At 49.8% G+C, this 16,358-nt stretch carries 18 protein-coding genes; all 18 read left to right on the top strand.

Going from position 1 to position 16,358, the window contains the following annotated elements; genetic code table 11:
• The 18 genes from cybH (at nt 1) to hypF (ending at nt 16,310) form a co-directional block, all read left to right on the top strand.
• On the top strand, nt 1–702 hold the full coding sequence (cybH, locus tag E4K71_RS00930) for a Ni/Fe-hydrogenase, b-type cytochrome subunit (RefSeq protein WP_167730173.1): 702 nt from the start codon (nt 1–3) through the stop codon (nt 700–702).
• 218 nt (nt 703–920) lie between these two features.
• Nucleotides 921–1,637: a HyaD/HybD family hydrogenase maturation endopeptidase gene (locus E4K71_RS00925; protein ID WP_135075218.1), complete on the top strand. Its 717-nt coding sequence runs from the start codon at nt 921–923 to the stop codon at nt 1,635–1,637.
• Complete coding sequence (gene hypC, locus E4K71_RS00920; protein WP_135075215.1) at nt 1,637–1,906, top strand: HypC/HybG/HupF family hydrogenase formation chaperone; 270 nt, start codon at nt 1,637–1,639, stop codon at nt 1,904–1,906. The genes E4K71_RS00925 and hypC overlap by 1 nt, the downstream gene beginning before the upstream one ends.
• Before the next feature lie 13 nt (nt 1,907–1,919).
• Nucleotides 1,920–2,309, top strand: a complete 390-nt coding sequence (locus E4K71_RS00915) for a hydrogenase-1 expression HyaE (RefSeq protein ID WP_167730171.1) — start codon at nt 1,920–1,922, stop codon at nt 2,307–2,309.
• A 13-nt stretch (nt 2,310–2,322) separates the two neighbouring features.
• Nucleotides 2,323–3,174, top strand: coding sequence for a hydrogenase expression/formation protein (locus E4K71_RS00910; RefSeq protein WP_135075209.1), 852 nt, complete (start codon nt 2,323–2,325; stop codon nt 3,172–3,174).
• Entirely contained in the window at nt 3,171–3,392 is a 222-nt protein-coding gene (locus tag E4K71_RS00905; protein WP_135075205.1) for a rubredoxin, read from the top strand. Before E4K71_RS00910 ends, E4K71_RS00905 begins: the two co-directional genes overlap by 4 nt.
• Complete coding sequence (gene hybE / locus E4K71_RS00900; protein WP_135075202.1) at nt 3,389–3,973, top strand: [NiFe]-hydrogenase assembly chaperone HybE; 585 nt, start codon at nt 3,389–3,391, stop codon at nt 3,971–3,973. Before E4K71_RS00905 ends, hybE begins: the two co-directional genes overlap by 4 nt.
• Nucleotides 3,970–5,118 carry a nickel-dependent hydrogenase large subunit gene (locus tag E4K71_RS00895; protein ID WP_135075199.1) on the top strand — a complete coding sequence of 383 codons (1,149 nt, stop codon included), beginning with the start codon at nt 3,970–3,972 and terminating at the stop codon, nt 5,116–5,118. The genes hybE and E4K71_RS00895 overlap by 4 nt, the downstream gene beginning before the upstream one ends.
• The gene (hypA, locus tag E4K71_RS00890) at nt 5,118–5,459 is read left to right on the top strand and encodes a hydrogenase maturation nickel metallochaperone HypA (protein WP_206201930.1); all 342 of its coding nucleotides are present in this window, start codon (nt 5,118–5,120) and stop codon (nt 5,457–5,459) included. Before E4K71_RS00895 ends, hypA begins: the two co-directional genes overlap by 1 nt.
• Nucleotides 5,459–6,244: a hydrogenase nickel incorporation protein HypB gene (hypB, locus tag E4K71_RS00885; RefSeq protein WP_135075196.1), complete on the top strand. Its 786-nt coding sequence runs from the start codon at nt 5,459–5,461 to the stop codon at nt 6,242–6,244. The genes hypA and hypB overlap by 1 nt, the downstream gene beginning before the upstream one ends.
• Nucleotides 6,245–6,247: 3 nt before the next feature.
• Complete coding sequence (locus E4K71_RS00880; protein ID WP_135075193.1) at nt 6,248–6,496, top strand: HypC/HybG/HupF family hydrogenase formation chaperone; 249 nt, start codon at nt 6,248–6,250, stop codon at nt 6,494–6,496.
• The gene (gene hypD, locus E4K71_RS00875; protein ID WP_135075190.1) at nt 6,493–7,641 is read left to right on the top strand and encodes a hydrogenase formation protein HypD; all 1,149 of its coding nucleotides are present in this window, start codon (nt 6,493–6,495) and stop codon (nt 7,639–7,641) included. The genes E4K71_RS00880 and hypD overlap by 4 nt, the downstream gene beginning before the upstream one ends.
• Nucleotides 7,638–8,693, top strand: coding sequence for a hydrogenase expression/formation protein HypE (hypE, locus tag E4K71_RS00870; protein WP_135075186.1), 1,056 nt, complete (start codon nt 7,638–7,640; stop codon nt 8,691–8,693). Before hypD ends, hypE begins: the two co-directional genes overlap by 4 nt.
• Before the next feature lie 11 nt (nt 8,694–8,704).
• Nucleotides 8,705–10,189, top strand: a complete 1,485-nt coding sequence (locus E4K71_RS00865; protein ID WP_135075183.1) for a sigma-54 dependent transcriptional regulator — start codon at nt 8,705–8,707, stop codon at nt 10,187–10,189.
• Between the two features lie 13 nt (nt 10,190–10,202).
• Nucleotides 10,203–11,576, top strand: coding sequence for an ATP-binding protein (locus E4K71_RS00860; RefSeq protein ID WP_135075180.1), 1,374 nt, complete (start codon nt 10,203–10,205; stop codon nt 11,574–11,576).
• Complete coding sequence (locus tag E4K71_RS00855; RefSeq protein ID WP_135075176.1) at nt 11,573–12,580, top strand: HupU protein; 1,008 nt, start codon at nt 11,573–11,575, stop codon at nt 12,578–12,580. The genes E4K71_RS00860 and E4K71_RS00855 overlap by 4 nt, the downstream gene beginning before the upstream one ends.
• Complete coding sequence (locus E4K71_RS00850; RefSeq protein WP_135075173.1) at nt 12,577–14,019, top strand: nickel-dependent hydrogenase large subunit; 1,443 nt, start codon at nt 12,577–12,579, stop codon at nt 14,017–14,019. The genes E4K71_RS00855 and E4K71_RS00850 overlap by 4 nt, the downstream gene beginning before the upstream one ends.
• A complete protein-coding gene (gene hypF / locus E4K71_RS00845; RefSeq protein ID WP_135075170.1) occupies nt 14,019–16,310 on the top strand; it encodes a carbamoyltransferase HypF in 2,292 nt (763 codons plus the stop codon). Before E4K71_RS00850 ends, hypF begins: the two co-directional genes overlap by 1 nt.
• Nucleotides 16,311–16,358 lie beyond the last annotated feature (48 nt).

Genomic DNA, 16,358 nt, shown 5'->3' with positions numbered 1-16,358 from the left:
ATGAGTACCGAAATGAAAGCACATAAGGAAGAGGCCCATTATATTTACGAGGCACCCGTGCGCCTGTGGCACTGGATCAATGCCTTTGCCATCGTGGCCTTGTGCATTACCGGTTATCTGATCGGTAAGCCCCTGCCTGCAATTCACGGCGAAGCCAGCGACCATTACATGATGGGCTATATCCGCTGGATTCACTTTGTCTCCGGCTATATTCTGATTGTCGGTTTTGTCTTCCGCCTCTATTCGGCGTGCGTGGGCAACAAACATGCCCGCCAGATCTTTCTGCCGCCTGTTCATAAGTCAGGCTGGTGGGCCGGCGTGGTTCACGAACTGCTGTGGTATGCCTTTATCGTCCCGGAACCCAAGAAATACGACGGTCACAACCCATTGGCCGTACTGGTCATGCATTTCATCTTCTTGTGGGGACTGGTCTTTATGATCATCACCGGCCTTGCCCTTTATGGCGAAGGCACAGGCATAGGCAGCTGGCAGTTTGACTATTTCTCCAGCTGGGTCATCCCCCTGTTTGGTCAAAGTCAGGACGTGCACACATGGCATCGTCTCGTCATGTGGATCATGATCTGTTTTGCCATCACCCATATTTATGCAGCCTTGCGTGAAGACATCATGTCACGCCAATCCTTGATCGGCACCATGATTTCAGGCTGGCGGACGTTCAAGGACTCCCGTCCAAACGATTAATCCACTTTCTCGTATCCCTAGACCTCTCTCGGTCGACTGAAAAGAAACCTTCCATTACTTACAAATAACCGGAAGGTTTCTTTTCTTTTTTTATGCCCTTCTGTATCCTATTCCCATATTTTCTATAAAAAACAGCCACTTAAAAAACTGGCCTGCTCTTTGCTTTCTTGATGCAAAAAAAATGGAAAAACAAAGACAGGTTGGGAGGTCGCTTCATTATGGAAGGTGATGCAGCTCAAACAAATGTGTTGATCTTGGGCATTGGCAATCTTTTGTGGGCCGATGAAGGCTTTGGCGTGCGCGCCATTGAAGAACTTAACCGTCTTTATGAGTTTGGCGATAATGTCAAACTGATGGATGGCGGCACCCAAGGAATTTACCTTGTTCAACATGTACGTGACGCCGATATCCTTGTGGTATTTGATGCGGTAGATTACGGGCTGGAACCGGGTACCCTGAAACTGGTGGAAGGCGATGAGGTTCCCCGCTTTCTCGGGGCTAAAAAAGTCAGCCTGCATCAAACCGGCTTTCAGGAAGTGCTCGCCATGGCCGAAATGTTTGACGAGGCCCCAAGCCACCTGTTCCTGATTGGTGTGCAGCCCAAAGAGCTGGAAGATTATGGTGGTAGCCTGCGCGATGTGGTTAAGGCACAGATTACCCCTTCTATTGATGAAGCCCTTTCTTTCCTGAAAAAACACGGCATTGAAGGCCAAAAACGTGCCCAACCTTTGGACCATCAGCACACATTAGGCTGTCAGGTCATGCAAATGGAGCGTTATGAAAATGAACGCCCTGCTGAGGCAGAAGCCTGCCGCGTTGGCGATGAACGGCTAATCAACGACAGCCGCTGGAAAGCCCCTGAAGATTTTGATGGCGAATTGGAAGCCGTCCTTGCAGAAGACACTGAGGGACGCATTTTAGGAGTCCCTGTCTAATGTGTGTCGGCATACCTATGAGAGTGCTGGAAAGCACCCTGTTTCAAGCCCTTTGCGAAGATAACAACGGTACACGGCACACCATTGATATGGTTCTCACCGGTGAACAGCCCGCAGGTACATGGGTGATGACCTTTTTAGGTGCTGCACGCGAAGTACTGGATGAAACCACTGCCAAGCAAATCATTGATGCCTTAAGCGCCCTTGAACAAGCCATGTCAGGCAATGATCAACTTGATCAATATTTTCCCGATCTGGTCCAGAAGTAAAAGAGGAACAAGCATGTTTTCCCCCCTCCTTGAATCTATTATTGAACGCGATGCCATCCCGGTTGTAGATGAAACGGGCCTTGAGGCTTTTTGTGTCGACAATGAACTTGTCGTTTTGATGGTCACAGGTGACTATAAACGGGTCAGCACCGCCAATGATCTCGCTGTGATTTTACCGGAACTGGTCAAGACCTATCAGGGACAGTTTAAACCCTGTATTTCCCAACGTGAAACCGAAGCCGCCTTTCAGGCCAAATTCAATTTCGTTTTGCTGCCCACCCTTGTTTTCCTAAAAGGTGAGGACATGCTGGGCACCATTTCCGGCATCATGGAATGGTCGGAATTCATCACCAAAACAAATGAGATTGTGGCCCACCACCTACGCACCAATGCGGCGCAATAACAGGTAGAGAGACATGACAGCAGAAACAATCATTCCCGGTCTGGTCGGCCCTGGCACGCAACCTGAAAACGAAGATGGTGCCACACTGGATTATATGGAAATGCCGCGTGATATGGTCACATTCCATCAGCCCCTTGCCCCGGAACCGGAAGACACCCTTGGCATGGAAGAAGCCAAGGCGTTGCTTAATCAAATGGCTGATGATCTGGCGAACTATAAGATTGATTCTTCCGCACTTACCTATAGCCTTAATAGCCTTGCCCCGAAAGACTTGGGATTAATCAACCAGATCATGGGCGAAGGCGAAGTTTCTATCGTATGTGGCACCCGCTATCAAGCCCAAGAGTCCGTACTGGCCGGGGTCTGGCGGGTGGTTGAAATCACAGGCAAAGATAATCAAATTTCTGACAACATCGAAGTCGCCGCCTACCCAGACAGTATTTTCAACGAAACTTTTAAAACAGCAGCTGAGACCATTGAACTGGACAGTACCTTCCCGGAAGGTGTGCGCAACGCCCCGCCTGTTTTATCCGAGATTAAAGACAAGGTGGCAAACTACAGAGCGGGCCAGCCATGTCATGCCATTAACCTGACGCTGTTGCCGCAAACCGATGAAGACATCGCCTATCTGGCAGAAAAGCTTGGGGTTGGCACCACCATCATCTTGTCGCGCGGCTATGGCAATTGCCGGGTGTCTTCGACCATGACGAAAAATGTCTGGTGGGTGCAGTATTTTAACTCCCAGGATGCCACCATTTTAAATTCCATTGAAATCGTCGATCTGCCCGACGTGGTGCGTGCCGCTCAGGAAGATATCCTTGATAGTGCAGAACGCCTCAGTGAGATCATGGAGGTTTACAAATGACTCAGTCCTTTTTCGGGGGATCATATGGCGGGGATAATTCCAAGATCAGTGATGATGCTGTTTTGGAATGTAAAATCTGCTGGCATGTCTATGACCCGAAAGAAGGTGATGGTTATTGGCAAATCCCCCCAAACACCCCCTTCTCACAACTGCCCGATCATTGGAGCTGCCCGACCTGCGAAGGAAAACGTGAAGAATTTATGGTGGTTAGCCCATGAATACACCAGCGGATCACATTGCCCTGAAACTGGAAGTAGCCTATCGCTTGATTGAAAAGGAACGCATGGTTGGCGTGCCGATCCTCAACCCTGTCCTAAAAGTACAGGCTGTTGAGTTTCGCCCCTATCAAGGCATGTGGTTGGGCGTGATGATTACCCCGTGGTTTATGAATCTCATGCTGCTGCCTGATGTGAAAAATGACCCGGACATTTGGGATCAAGACGCTGGCATGAAAAAGACCTTCACCTTTCCCGCTGGTAAGTTTGAATTCATTTTTGGCGAAGATCAGCTCATTGGTAAAAATTACATGTGTGCACTCTATTCGCCCATGTTTGAATTTGTCGATCAACAAACCACGCTAGAAACGGCTGAGCATATTCTTGAGCTGATCATGCAAGCCCGTGAAGTCAACGAACTGGACGTGGAGAAGCACAACCAGAACCGCATGGAAAATATCTGGTCAGAAGAAAAAACCGCTGATCAAACAGACCTCAAAGACCAACCAGAACGCTCCCGCCGGGCCTTTCTTGGTATGAAGGAAGATAATATATCGCCCCAACATGACGGCCAGCAGCCATGATGGACACACATATCCTCATTGATATTCACCCTTCATCTAAACAAGACCAGCCCCATGACGTGCGCCTTCAAACCAAACTCCCTGCCCAGTTGGCGAGTGGCTTTAAGGGGTTAAATATTGAAGATGTGACCAAGCGCATCCCCCTGATTTTCAGCATCTGCGGTGCCGCCCAAGGCTATTGCGCGGTAGATGCAGCAGAACATCTCTTGCAAAAAAATAATCCGGAGCGTAGCCAAGCCCGCAGCCTGATCGTTTTGGCCGAACAGGCAAAAGAATATATCCTGCGCAACCTGATGGAATGGGCAGAACTGGGCAGTGATCAAGCTGCCCTGAAAAGCTTTGCCCCGGTTACTCAATGGCGAAAACAATTTGCCAATGCGACCTTTGCACAGACAGCCCCCTTTCATCTTGATGCCCTGCTTCATTTCAATTCAGAGAAAGTCAAACAAGAAATCGAGGCCGTAGAGACCTATCTTCACAAACACGTCTTCAACCAGCCCACAGAAGAATGGGTTAAAATGACAACCTGCGAAGATTTCTTCCAATGGATGGAAAGAAGCAAAACCATTCCGGCCCAACTGGTGAAACTCCTTCTCAGGAAAAAAACAGCTACCCTTGGCCAAACGCAAATATCCCCTCTTAATGGCGTGGCAAGCGATGTGATCTATCACAAGATATTTGATGACACGGACTTTCCAAATAAACCTAAGCTGGACCAGAAAACAGCTGAAACCGGGGCCCTGGCCCGCCAGATCAACCATCCGCTGATTACAGCCCTTGCCCAAGAATTCGGCAACGGCGTGCTAACCCGTTACGTTGCCCGCCTCATTGAACTGGCCCATATCCCCAGCCGGATGCGGAAACAAGAAAGACTGTGCCAAACAACGCAAATCAGTAATGATAGTGCAATTTCCACACTGGAAACCGCACGCGGGCGGCTCTATCACGCCCTTTGCCTTGAAGGGGAAGCTGTGACAGACTATCAAATTCTATCGCCGTCACAATGGAATTTCCATCCTTCATCTATAGCAGTGGAAAGCTTGCAAAAACTGGCTTACACTGATGAACAGACGATCAAGAAACAGGCGGAAATGATCATTCGTGCCATTGACCCCTGTGTCGGCTTTGAAGTGAGGGTCCACTGATGCATGAAATGTCCCTGTGTGAAAGCATTCTCCAGATTATGGAAGAACAGGCGGTGCAGCAAAATTTCACAACCGTGCAATCTGTGCGTCTTGAAGTCGGCCCCTTAAGCGGTGTGGAAATTGAGGCCCTACGTTTTGGTTTCGAGGTCGTCACGCGAAATACACTGGCCGATGGCTGCGCCCTTGAAATCCTTGAAACCCAGGCCCAAGCCTGGTGCATGGAATGTGCTGAACTGGTCGAGATTAAAGAAAGATATGATGCCTGCCCGAAATGCGGGTCCCATCAATTACAAGTCAGCTGCGGTGATGAACTGCGCATAAAAGACATGGAGGTCAACTGATGTGTAGCGTTTGTGGATGCGCCCCCGGCGAAACCAAAATAGAAGGACATGACCATATCCATGTGGATGACCAGACCCATCATTACGGCCACGGCCCTGCCCATGCCCATGCACCGGGCCTGTCCCAATCACGTATGGTGGAAATTGAACAGAATATCCTGTCTAAAAACGACAGTTACGCCGATAAAAACCGCGCATTTTTTGGCGAGAAAAACATCTTTGCTCTTAACCTCGTTTCCTCCCCAGGCTCCGGCAAGACCACGCTTTTGACCCGCACCTTGCTGGACATGAAAGACGAGCACGACCTGTTTGTGATCGAAGGGGACCAACAAACCGCCAATGACGCTGATCGCATTCGTGAAACCAACGTGCCTGCCCTGCAAATCAACACGGGCAAGGGCTGTCACCTTGATGCCCATATGGTCGGTCATGGGGTGGAAAGTCTGGGTGTTTCAGAAAACGCCATCCTCTTTATTGAAAATGTCGGCAATCTGGTCTGCCCGGCCGGTTTTGATCTGGGCGAAGCTCATAAGGTGGTGATCTTGTCGGTGACAGAAGGTGAAGATAAACCACTGAAATATCCCGATATGTTCCATGCTGCTGACATCATGATCCTGACCAAGGTCGACCTTTTGCCTTATCTGGATTTTGATGTGGATGCCTGCATTGAAAATGCCCGTAAAATCAACCCGAACATTCAAGTCTTCCAACTGTCGTCTAAATCCGGTGAAGGGATGGGAAACTGGTGTGAGTGGATTACAACAAACAAAAGCCACAGGGAGTAGATTATGTGCCTTGCCATTCCTGTTGAAGTGATTTCAACAGACCCGGAAAAAGATACGGCCATGGTATCACTGGACGGGATCAAAAAAGAAATTTCCGTTGCCCTGATTGATGATGTGCAAGTGGGCGATTACGTCTTGCTGCATGTGGGCTATGCCATCAATAAAATCAGCCCGCAAGAAGCTGAAAAAACACTTGAACTCATGGCTGAAAGCGGCCTGCTCGCCCCGTCTGTACAGGAACAACTGTCATGAAATATGTTAATGAGTTTCGCCAAAAAGAACTGGCCCACAAGATTGCAGAAAACATCAAAGCCGAAGTCCAACCGGACCGTGATTATCACATCATGGAATTTTGCGGTGGTCATACCCATGCGATTTTTCGTTATGGGGTACAGGACCTGATGCCGAAAAACGTACATTATGTTCACGGCCCCGGCTGTCCAGTTTGTGTGTTACCCATCCCGCGCATTGATAACGCCATTGAACTGTGCGAACGCCATAATGTCATCCTGTGTACTTACGGCGATATGATGCGGGTACCGGCCAGTCAGAAAAAAAGCCTGATCAAGGCCAAAGCCGCAGGTGCAGATGTGCGCATGGTCTATTCCACACAGAATGCCCTTGAACTGGCACGCCAAAATCCGGAACGCGACGTGGTATTTTTCGCTATCGGTTTTGAAACCACAACCCCACCAACCGCCATTGCCTTGCAACAGGCCCGCAAAGAACGGCTGATGAATTTTTCAGTCTTTTGCAACCATGTCCTGACCCCTTCCGCCATCGGTCATATTCTCGATAGTGAAGACCCACAAGCCGATGCCCAAGTGGCCCTGGATGGTTTCCTCGGTCCCTCTCACGTTAGTTCTGTGATCGGCACCAAGCCCTATGAACCTGCTGTTGAAAAATATAAAAAGCCTGTGGTCATCGCCGGTTTTGAACCCCTTGATGTGATGCAGGCCAGCCTCATGCTTATTCGCCAGATTAACGAAGGGCGTTGCGAGGTGGAAAATGAATATCACCGCGTCGTCACCCGTGATGGCAATCTGAAAGCCCAACAACTGGTCGCCGAAGTCTTTGAACTGCGCGATACGTTTGAATGGCGTGGCCTAGGCTGGATGGAAAAAAGCGCCCTGCAAATCCGTGCGCCCTTTGCACAATGGGATGCAGAAAAACGATTTGAACTGAGCAAAAGCACCGGACGTGACGTTAAGGGATGTGCCTGCCCCGATATTTTACGCGGCATGAAAAAACCGACTGACTGTAAACTTTTCGGCACCATTTGCACACCAGAAGACCCGCAAGGTGCCTGCATGGTATCTTCTGAAGGGTCCTGTGCGGCCTATTGGTCTTATGGGCGTTTTCGCATGGATAACAAGGGCTCGGAGAATGCCGCATGAACGAAGTGACTAAACGCTTTCAGGCCAAACTGAACATCAAATCCGGTCGTATTGATATGACCCATGGCTCTGGTGGGCGGGCCATGAATGATTTGATTGAACAACTGTTTCAAAAACATTTTGAAAATGACTACCTTAATCAAAAAAATGATCAGGCCATCCTGCCTGCCCTTGGGGCCAATGAACGCATTGTCATGGCAACCGACAGCCATGTGGTGTCCCCCCTGTTTTTTCCCGGCGGGGATATCGGTGCCCTAAGTGTGCATGGCACAGTCAATGATGTGGCGATGTCAGGTGCCAAACCGTTATATCTTTCAGCTGGCTTTATTCTGGAAGAAGGCTTCGCACTCGCTGATTTGGAAAAGATCGTCATTTCCATGGCAAAGGCTGCACGTGAGGCTGGTGTTGCCATTGTCACAGGCGACACAAAGGTCGTGGAAAAAGGCAAAGGCGATGGCGTCTTTATCTCCACCACCGGGATCGGTGTGGTCTCAATAGACTTGGATATTTCCGGGGCAAACGCCAAGCCTGGTGATGCGGTCTTAATCAATGGCACCATTGGTGATCATGGGGTTGCCATCATGTCCCATCGCGAAAACCTTGCCTTTGAAACCGAGATTATTTCTGACAGTGCGTCGCTAAACGGCGTGATTGCGGACATGGTCAAGGCCGTGCCGGAAATCAATGTGCTGCGTGATCCCACACGCGGCGGGTTAGCCTCCACCCTTAATGAAATTGCCCAGCAATCTGGTGTCGGTATTAAGCTGATGGAAGATGACATTCCAGTGCGCAGCGATGTTCATGCGGCTTGTGAGTTTCTGGGCCTTGATCCCCTTTATGTAGCCAATGAGGGCAAGGTGATTGTCATTTGCCCCCAAGACAAGGCTGAAACGTTGTTAGAGATCATGCGCAATCACCCACTGGGTCAACACGCCGCCCAGATTGGCACCGTGCATGAAGATCCCAATCATTTTGTCACCATGGAAACTGCCTTTGGCGGGGCACGGGTGGTGGATTGGCTCAACGGTGAACAGTTACCGCGCATTTGCTAAAGGGTGAAAATATGTCTGAAAGCAACGCCACTATCCTTGTCATTGATGATGAACTTCGTTCGCTGGAAACATTGGAGCGCACGCTTTCCTTTGACTTCACCGTTTTCACCGCCTCCAGCGTCAGCCAAGCACGTGAAATCTTAAATGAACAATGGATACAGGTGATCCTGTGTGATCAGCTTATGCCGGAAATGACCGGGGTGGAATTTTTACAGGAAGTCCGTGAAAAATGGCCGGAAACCATTCGTATCATTATCTCAGGCTATACCGAAGCCGAAGACATCATCACAGGTATTAACAAGGCTGGAATTTATCAATATATCACCAAACCCTGGCAACCTGATAAACTGATCCTGACCTTACAAAATGCCGTACAGCTTTTTGATCTCCAGCGCCAGAATGAACTGCTGGCAATTGAGCTAAAAATGACAGCGGATAGCGCCAAACGGATTATGGATTCCCGGCGTCAAAAACTCAAAGATGCTTATCAGGATGACAATGGTATCATTCGCGCCCAAAACAGCCCGATGGACCGCGTGTGTGATCAAATTCAACAGATTGCGGGCTATGATGTGTCTGTTCTGTTATGTGGGGAGTCTGGTACAGGTAAAGAGCTGGCCGCGCGTGCGCTTCATTATAATTCACTGAGATGGGATAAAGCCTTTGTGGTGGAAAACTGCGGGGCCTTGCCTGATGAATTGCTGGAAAGCGAACTCTTCGGTCATAAAAAGGGCGCTTTTACGGGCGCAGTAAATGATCACACCGGCCTGTTTGAACGCGCCGATGGCGGTACGGTTTTTTTAGATGAAATCGGTGAAGTCTCCCAAGCCTTTCAGGTCAAACTCTTGCGCGTCTTACAAGAAGGTGAAATCCGCCCGGTCGGGGCCACACGCACCCGCAAAATTGACGTGCGTGTCATTGCCGCCACCAACCGGGATTTGGAACAGGAAGTACGCGAGGGACGGTTTAGGAAAGATTTATACTTCCGCCTTGCTGCCATGATCATTCAGCTGCCCCCCTTACATGAGCGCCGCAATGATATCCCTGTGTTAGCCAATTACCTGCTTGATCAAGCCATGAGCAACCTGGGTAAAAAGGTCAGCGGCATCAGCCAAGAAGCCATGAATTGCCTGAAAGCCTATCACTGGTCCGGCAATGTGCGTGAACTGCAAAATGAAGTTCAACGGATGCTCGTCATGGCAAGAGAAGGCGAGATGCTGGGGGCTGAGCTGCTTTCCCCACGCGTTTTGATGTCCGTGGAACCGGAAGAACAACAAGAAATGTCCTTGCTCAATTCCTTTGATGGCACATTGAAAGAACGCATTGAAAATATCGAAGTCAAAATTCTTTATGAAACACTTGTGCGCCACCGTTGGAACAAGACCAAAGCCGCAGAAGAATTAGGGCTGTCGCGGGTCGGATTGCGTGGTAAGCTGGAACGCTATGGACTTGAAAAAGTTGAACTACTCCCTGCTGCTGAAACCAGCAACGCATAAAGCCGAGGTTTAAATGGAAACGACAGAAAAGTTTGCACAGTCCCTGTCGCTTCTAACATCGGCACAAATGGGTAAACTTGCCCAGGATGGTGAGACTTCCGATGAAGTCTGGATTGATGTCATTCAGAAAATGGATGGGATTTATTCCGATCTGGTCACGTCGCAAGTCCAGCTGGAAGACAAACATAATGAACTGGAAGAGGCCCATCAGTTCATTGACAGTATCCTCTGTTCCATGACCGACATTCTGGTGGTCTGCGATCTGGATTGCCGCATCAAACAGGTCAATACCGCCCTTGTCGGATTAACGGGATTGTCCAAAGAAAAACTTTTGAGCCTGACCTTTGGCGATCTGGTGCATATCTCAGATCACGAAGCCTTTAAAACCCTATGCGGAGCAATTGCCGACAGTACGGAACTGGCCGATTTTGAAATCGCCCTGAACGATCATAATGACCGCCCCTACAGCCTGTCGCTTAATTGTTCCTGGTTGCGTGACCACCGCAACCGGGTTGTTGGGCTGGTAATTATCGGGCGCTCTCTTGGCGAACTCAAAGCCGCCTATAGTAAACTGGACAAGGCACACCAAAGCCTGCGCGATACCCAACAGCAATTGATCTTCACCGAAAAAATGGCTGCCCTTGGTCGCCTGGTTGCAGGCGTCGCCCATGAATTGAACAACCCCATCAGCTTTATTTCCGGCAATGTCTATGTCTTGCAACGCTATGGCAGTGTGTTGATGAATTATCTGGAAAAATTGGAACAGCATGTTGATCCTGCGGAACTAGCCCGCCTGAAAACAGAGATGAAGGTCGATAAAGTGACAGGCGATCTTGGCTCCCTGATTGAAGGCACAGTTGAAGGGGTAGAACGGGTCAGTGATATTGTCCATGACCTGAAACGCTTTTCTTCCAAACAGTCAGAACCCAAATCCACCTTTGATCTTGTGCCTGTCATTGCAACAGCCAGTAACTGGGTGGTGCGTAGTGCCAAGGTTAAACCCAGGATCATTCACGATGATCACAGCGAAAGAGTTGCCCTTGGTTTAAAAGGATATGTCCATCAGATTATCGTTAATTTAATCCAAAATGCGGTTGATATCCTTGATGGGATTGAAAAGCCGGAAATTCGCATTTCCTATCAGCACGAAGATGATCATATTTGTGTCGCCGTGCACGACAACGGCCCCGGCATTGATGAAGACATCCTCACCCATATTTTCGAACCCTTTTTCACCACAAAACCCATTGGTAAAGGCACGGGCCTTGGCTTATCGGTCAGCTTTAATATGGCCGAAGAACTGGGGGGACGATTAAGCGGAGCCAATCACCCAAATGGCGGGACGGTCTTTACCTTATGCCTACCAAGACCAGAGGTTGCTCAATGAGTGAGATGAAAAATATGCTCTGGCTGCAATCCGGGGGCTGTGGCGGCTGTTCGCTTTCACTCATGTGTGCAGAAAGCCCGAACCTTTACAGTGCCCTTGAACTTGCCAATATCCGCCTTGTCTCCCACCCCTCCCTTAATCAGGCCAGTGGACGGGAAACCGTTAAAATATTGGAAGATGCCCTGAGTGGGGAACTTCGCATTGATATTTTCTGTATTGAAGGGTCCATCATGTTTGGCCCCCATGGCAGCGGGCGCTTTCATATGGCCAGTGGCTTTGACAACAAGCCCATGAAAGACCTGATTAGTGAGCTTGCCCATGTCAGTGACTATGTGATGGCCGTGGGCAGTTGCGCAGCCTTTGGCGGCATCACCGCAGGCGGATTAAATGAAGCCGAAGCACGCGGGATGGTTTTTGACGGCGATATTCGCGGTGGCCTGCTGGGGAAAAACTTTCTAAGCCGGGCCGGACTTCCCGTCATTAACCTGTCAGGCTGTCCAATCCATCCTGACTGGGTAATGGAAACACTCTATCAAATTGCGGCTGACAGTTTATCACACAGCGATCTTGACTCTTTTTATCGCCCCAGGTTTCTGTCCAACCGCTTGGTCCATCACGGCTGTTCGCGCAATGAATTTTATGAGTTTAAGGCCAGTGCGCAAAACTTGTGTGAACAAGGCTGTTTAATGGAAAATATCGGCTGTAAAGGCACACAGGCCGCAGGCGATTGCAACATTCGCCCCTGGAATGGCAGCGGGTCTTGTATCACAGGGGGCTATCCCTGCATTGCCTGTACCGAACCCGGTTTTGAAGAACCCGGCCATGCCTTTTTACAAACACCAAAAATCGCCGGTATTCCTGTCGGCCTGCCCACCGATATGCCCAAAGCATGGTTTGTGGCGCTTGCCTCACTCGCCAAGGCCGCAACCCCCAAACGCCTAAGCGTTAATGCAGTATCCGAACAGATCACCTATGCCCCCAAAAGCAAAGGGAAAGAGGAATGAGCAAGCTTATTGTCGGTCCCTTCAACCGGGTTGAGGGGGATTTAAAGGTCAACCTCACCATTAAAAACGACACGGTGCAACGCGCCGAAGTGGTCTCCCCGCTTTATCGTGGCTTTGAACAAACCTTACAAGGACGCGACCCAAGTGATGCGCTGATTTATGTGCCGCGCATCTGTGGTATTTGTTCCATCAGCCAGTCCATCGCTGCTGCACGGGCCTTGGCAGCGGTACAGAACCTCACCGTGCCCCATAACGGGCTTTATAGTCAGAATATCATTCTGGCTGCTGAAAATGCTGCCGACCATCTAACCCACTTTTATATGTTCTTCATGCCCGATTTTGCCCGCGAGATTTATCAGGATGAGCCGTGGCATGACAAAATCCATACCCGTTTTCGTGCCCTTCGCGGTACAGCGGGTAAAGAATTCTTAAAGGCACGGGCTGAATTTTTCCATCTTGTGGGACTCATGGGTGGGAAATGGCCCCATACCCTGAGCCTACAACCCGGTGGCGTCACACGCGCCCTTGAAAAACAGGAACTGTTCAAGCTGAAAGCCATCGTTGCAGCCATGCGCCATTTTCTGGAACAGACCCTCTTTGCCTGCTCCCTTGAAGAATTTAACAGCCTTAAAAATGAAACGGAGCTTGAAAATTTAGCCGAGCGCAATGGAGATTTTCAGAGTTTTTATCGGATCAGCAAGCCCCTTAACCTCCACAAGTTAGGACGGGCTTATGATCGTTTCATGAGTTATGGCGTTGAAAATGGCAACAAGGCACAGTTCTTCAAGGCGGGTCTGTTTCAAAATGAAACCATTGAACAACTCAACACGGCTCTCATCACCGAAGATGTTTCACACAGCTGGATGCGTCATGCCACCAAACCGCTGCATCCTTTTGACGGTCAAACTCTGCCAGCTAGCGAAGATAATGGCGGCTATAGCTGGTGTAAGGCCCCGCGTATGGATGGACAGCCCGTTGAGGTCGGTGCCTTGGCACGTCACCTGATCAACCGCCATCCCTTGATTGAAGATTTGATCGCCCAATATGGGGGGACAGTACACACCCGTGTCATTGCCCGCCTGCTTGAAGTTTCCTTACTGTTACCACAAATGGAAGACTGGATTGAGCAAATCATCCCCACCGAAACCTTCTGCCATCACCCCGAAGGTGGCTATGAAGATGGCGAAGGCTTTGGATTGGTCGAAGCTGCACGCGGATCACTGGGCCATTGGCTCAAAGTTAAAAACGGCCAGATTGCCAATTATCAAATCATCGCCCCGACCACCTGGAATTTCTCCCCTCGCGATCAAAATGAGATCATGGGACCACTGGAAAAAGCCTTACTCAGCACTCCTGTACGCGAAGGGGAAACCGAACCCGTGGCCGTTCAACATATTGTGCGCTCTTTTGATCCCTGCATGGTCTGTACGGTGCATTAATGGCAAAAGACGGACTTCTCATACGCATTAACGGGTTGGTACAAGGTGTCGGTTTTCGCCCCCACGTCTGGCATATCGCCCATGGGTGTGACTTAACCGGCGAAGTTCTCAATGATGGTGAAGGGGTTCTGATCCGTGCTTTTGGGAACACATCACAGCTTGAAGAGTTTTGCCAATGCCTGCAAAGGGGCTGCCCACCATTGGCCCGCATCGACCATATGGAAACATCCCCCCTTCCCGTTGAAGAGTTTGATGATTTCAACATCGTTCAGTCTGATCATAGTACAATCAAGACCAACATCGTGCCTGATGCCGCCATGTGCCCTGAATGCCGTGCTGAAATCATTGATCCCACAAACCGACGCTACCGCTATCCTTTCACCAATTGCACCCATTGCGGTCCACGCCTGTCTATCATCAAGGGCCTGCCTTATGATCGGGCACAAACGACCATGGCTGCTTTTAAAATGTGCCCGGAGTGTCAAAAGGAATATGAAGACCCGGCTGATCGTCGTTTTCATGCCCAACCCAACGCCTGTGCCACCTGCGGCCCCAAAGTCTGGTTGGAAGACAAAAACAAACAGAAATATCCGGCCTCAGATGTATTAAAAGAAGCCGCTCGATTGCTCAAAGAAGGGCATATTCTCGCCATCAAGGGGATTGGCGGTTTTCATTTGGCCTGTGATGCCTGCAATCAAGAAGCTGTTTCCACCTTACGACAACGCAAAAAACGCCCTGCCAAACCGCTGGCCTTAATGGCAAAAGACCTGGAACAGATCACCCATTTTGCCATCTTCAACGTGCGTGAAGAAAAGGCCCTGACATCCAGCGCAGCTCCTATTGTCTTACTCCCAGCTAAAGAGAAACATACCCTTGCCCCCAGTGTTGCACCGGATCAGAAAACCTTAGGCTTCATGCTGCCCTATACACCCCTGCATTATCTCTTAATGCAAGAACTGGAGGCCCCGCTTATTCTGACCTCCGCCAACCTGAGCCACGAGCCACAAGTGATTCATAATCAAGAGGCACAAGGCAAACTTGCCCATATTGCTGATTTCTTCGTCATGCATGATCGCGACATTGAAAATCGGCTGGATGATTGCGTTGTACGTGATAATGGGCAAACCCTGCATGTGATGCGTCGCGCCCGTGGCATGGCCCCTGCCCCCATTGCCGTGCCCGATGGATTTAACCGGGACTTACAAGTTCTTGCCATGGGGGCAGAACTGAAAAACACCTTCTGCCTTGCCAAAGATGGACAATTGATTGTCTCCCAACATATGGGGGATCAGGAAAATGTGCTGGCCCATCAGGATTTCAGAAAGAATATCGACCTTTACAGCGCCTTACATGAATTCACACCTGACGTCATTGCCTGTGACCTCCACCCCGATTTTCTCCCAACCAAATGGGGACAACAATTGGCTGCTGATCATGATGTGCCCATCGAAGGTGTGCAACATCATCATGCCCATATCGCCGCTGTGATGGGAGAATACGGCCTGCCCAAAGATCACCCACCTGTTTTAGGTATTGTGTTGGATGGGCTTGGCCTGTCAGAAGACGGGGATATTTGGGGCGGTGAATTTTTACGGGCCGATTATACCATCGGTACCCGCCTTGCCCATATCCCGGCTATTCCATTACTGGGTGGTGAACAAGCCATGCGCCAACCCTGGCGCAATCTTTATGCCCATCTGGTTGACGCCATCGGTTGGGATCAGGTGAACACAAGCTACGCCGACTTACCTGTCATCCAAAAACTGACCGGCAAGAACCTGCGCCTGTGTGAACAGATGCTGGAAAAGAAATTAAACGTCCCCCCTGCCAGCAGTGCCGGACGATTATTTGATGCGGTGGCCGCTGCCCTTGATATTTGTTTTGACCAAATCAGTTATGAGGGTGAAGCCGCCATCTTGCTGGAACAACTGGCTGAACAGACTTCTCTTTCCTGCGGTCCCTACAATCAAACATATCTCACCGACTGGTCGCCCTTATGGGCGGGACTATTAGAAGATTTACATAAAAATGTTGATCCATGTCTCATAGCCCGGAAATTCCATAAGACCCTAGCCTCTGTCATCAGCCAACAAGTAAACAGACTGAGTGCTAAGCATGAATTTGACACCATTGCCTTATGCGGCGGTGTGTTTCAAAACCGCCTGTTGATCAAAGAGACACGGGCTTATCTGGAAAAAGAAGGCTACACTCTCCTCCTGCCCCAAAAGTTCCCCGCCAATGATGGGGCAATTTCCCTTGGTCAGGCTTTAATCGCTTGTGCCCGCAGTTAAAATCAGGGCCTGTCAGCTTCTCGTAAGGTTATCCCTTTAGCGTTAATC

The organism is Terasakiella sp. SH-1 (assembly GCF_004564135.1).
Taxonomy (GTDB): Bacteria; Pseudomonadota; Alphaproteobacteria; order Rhodospirillales; family Terasakiellaceae; genus Terasakiella.
Note: the sequence above shows the minus strand (reverse complement) of the source record. Positions and strands in the feature narration are given on the sequence as shown.

Excerpts from the sequence above, each read along its gene's own strand:
- cybH (WP_167730173.1), top strand. The coding sequence starts at position 1 with ATGAGTACCGAAATGAAAGCACATAAGGAAGAGGCCCATTATATTTAC.
- hypD (WP_135075190.1), top strand. The coding sequence starts at position 6,493 with ATGAAATATGTTAATGAGTTTCGCCAAAAAGAACTGGCCCACAAGATT.
- hypA (WP_206201930.1), top strand. The coding sequence starts at position 5,118 with ATGCATGAAATGTCCCTGTGTGAAAGCATTCTCCAGATTATGGAAGAA.
- E4K71_RS00880 (WP_135075193.1), top strand. The coding sequence starts at position 6,248 with ATGTGCCTTGCCATTCCTGTTGAAGTGATTTCAACAGACCCGGAAAAA.
- E4K71_RS00865 (WP_135075183.1), top strand. The coding sequence starts at position 8,705 with ATGTCTGAAAGCAACGCCACTATCCTTGTCATTGATGATGAACTTCGT.
- hypF (WP_135075170.1), top strand. The coding sequence starts at position 14,019 with ATGGCAAAAGACGGACTTCTCATACGCATTAACGGGTTGGTACAAGGT.
- hypB (WP_135075196.1), top strand. The coding sequence starts at position 5,459 with ATGTGTAGCGTTTGTGGATGCGCCCCCGGCGAAACCAAAATAGAAGGA.
- E4K71_RS00905 (WP_135075205.1), top strand. The coding sequence starts at position 3,171 with ATGACTCAGTCCTTTTTCGGGGGATCATATGGCGGGGATAATTCCAAG.
- E4K71_RS00850 (WP_135075173.1), top strand. The coding sequence starts at position 12,577 with ATGAGCAAGCTTATTGTCGGTCCCTTCAACCGGGTTGAGGGGGATTTA.
- E4K71_RS00910 (WP_135075209.1), top strand. The coding sequence starts at position 2,323 with ATGACAGCAGAAACAATCATTCCCGGTCTGGTCGGCCCTGGCACGCAA.
- E4K71_RS00895 (WP_135075199.1), top strand. The coding sequence starts at position 3,970 with ATGATGGACACACATATCCTCATTGATATTCACCCTTCATCTAAACAA.
- hybE (WP_135075202.1), top strand. The coding sequence starts at position 3,389 with ATGAATACACCAGCGGATCACATTGCCCTGAAACTGGAAGTAGCCTAT.
- hypE (WP_135075186.1), top strand. The coding sequence starts at position 7,638 with ATGAACGAAGTGACTAAACGCTTTCAGGCCAAACTGAACATCAAATCC.
- E4K71_RS00855 (WP_135075176.1), top strand. The coding sequence starts at position 11,573 with ATGAGTGAGATGAAAAATATGCTCTGGCTGCAATCCGGGGGCTGTGGC.
- E4K71_RS00860 (WP_135075180.1), top strand. The coding sequence starts at position 10,203 with ATGGAAACGACAGAAAAGTTTGCACAGTCCCTGTCGCTTCTAACATCG.
- hypC (WP_135075215.1), top strand. The coding sequence starts at position 1,637 with ATGTGTGTCGGCATACCTATGAGAGTGCTGGAAAGCACCCTGTTTCAA.
- E4K71_RS00915 (WP_167730171.1), top strand. The coding sequence starts at position 1,920 with ATGTTTTCCCCCCTCCTTGAATCTATTATTGAACGCGATGCCATCCCG.
- E4K71_RS00925 (WP_135075218.1), top strand. The coding sequence starts at position 921 with ATGGAAGGTGATGCAGCTCAAACAAATGTGTTGATCTTGGGCATTGGC.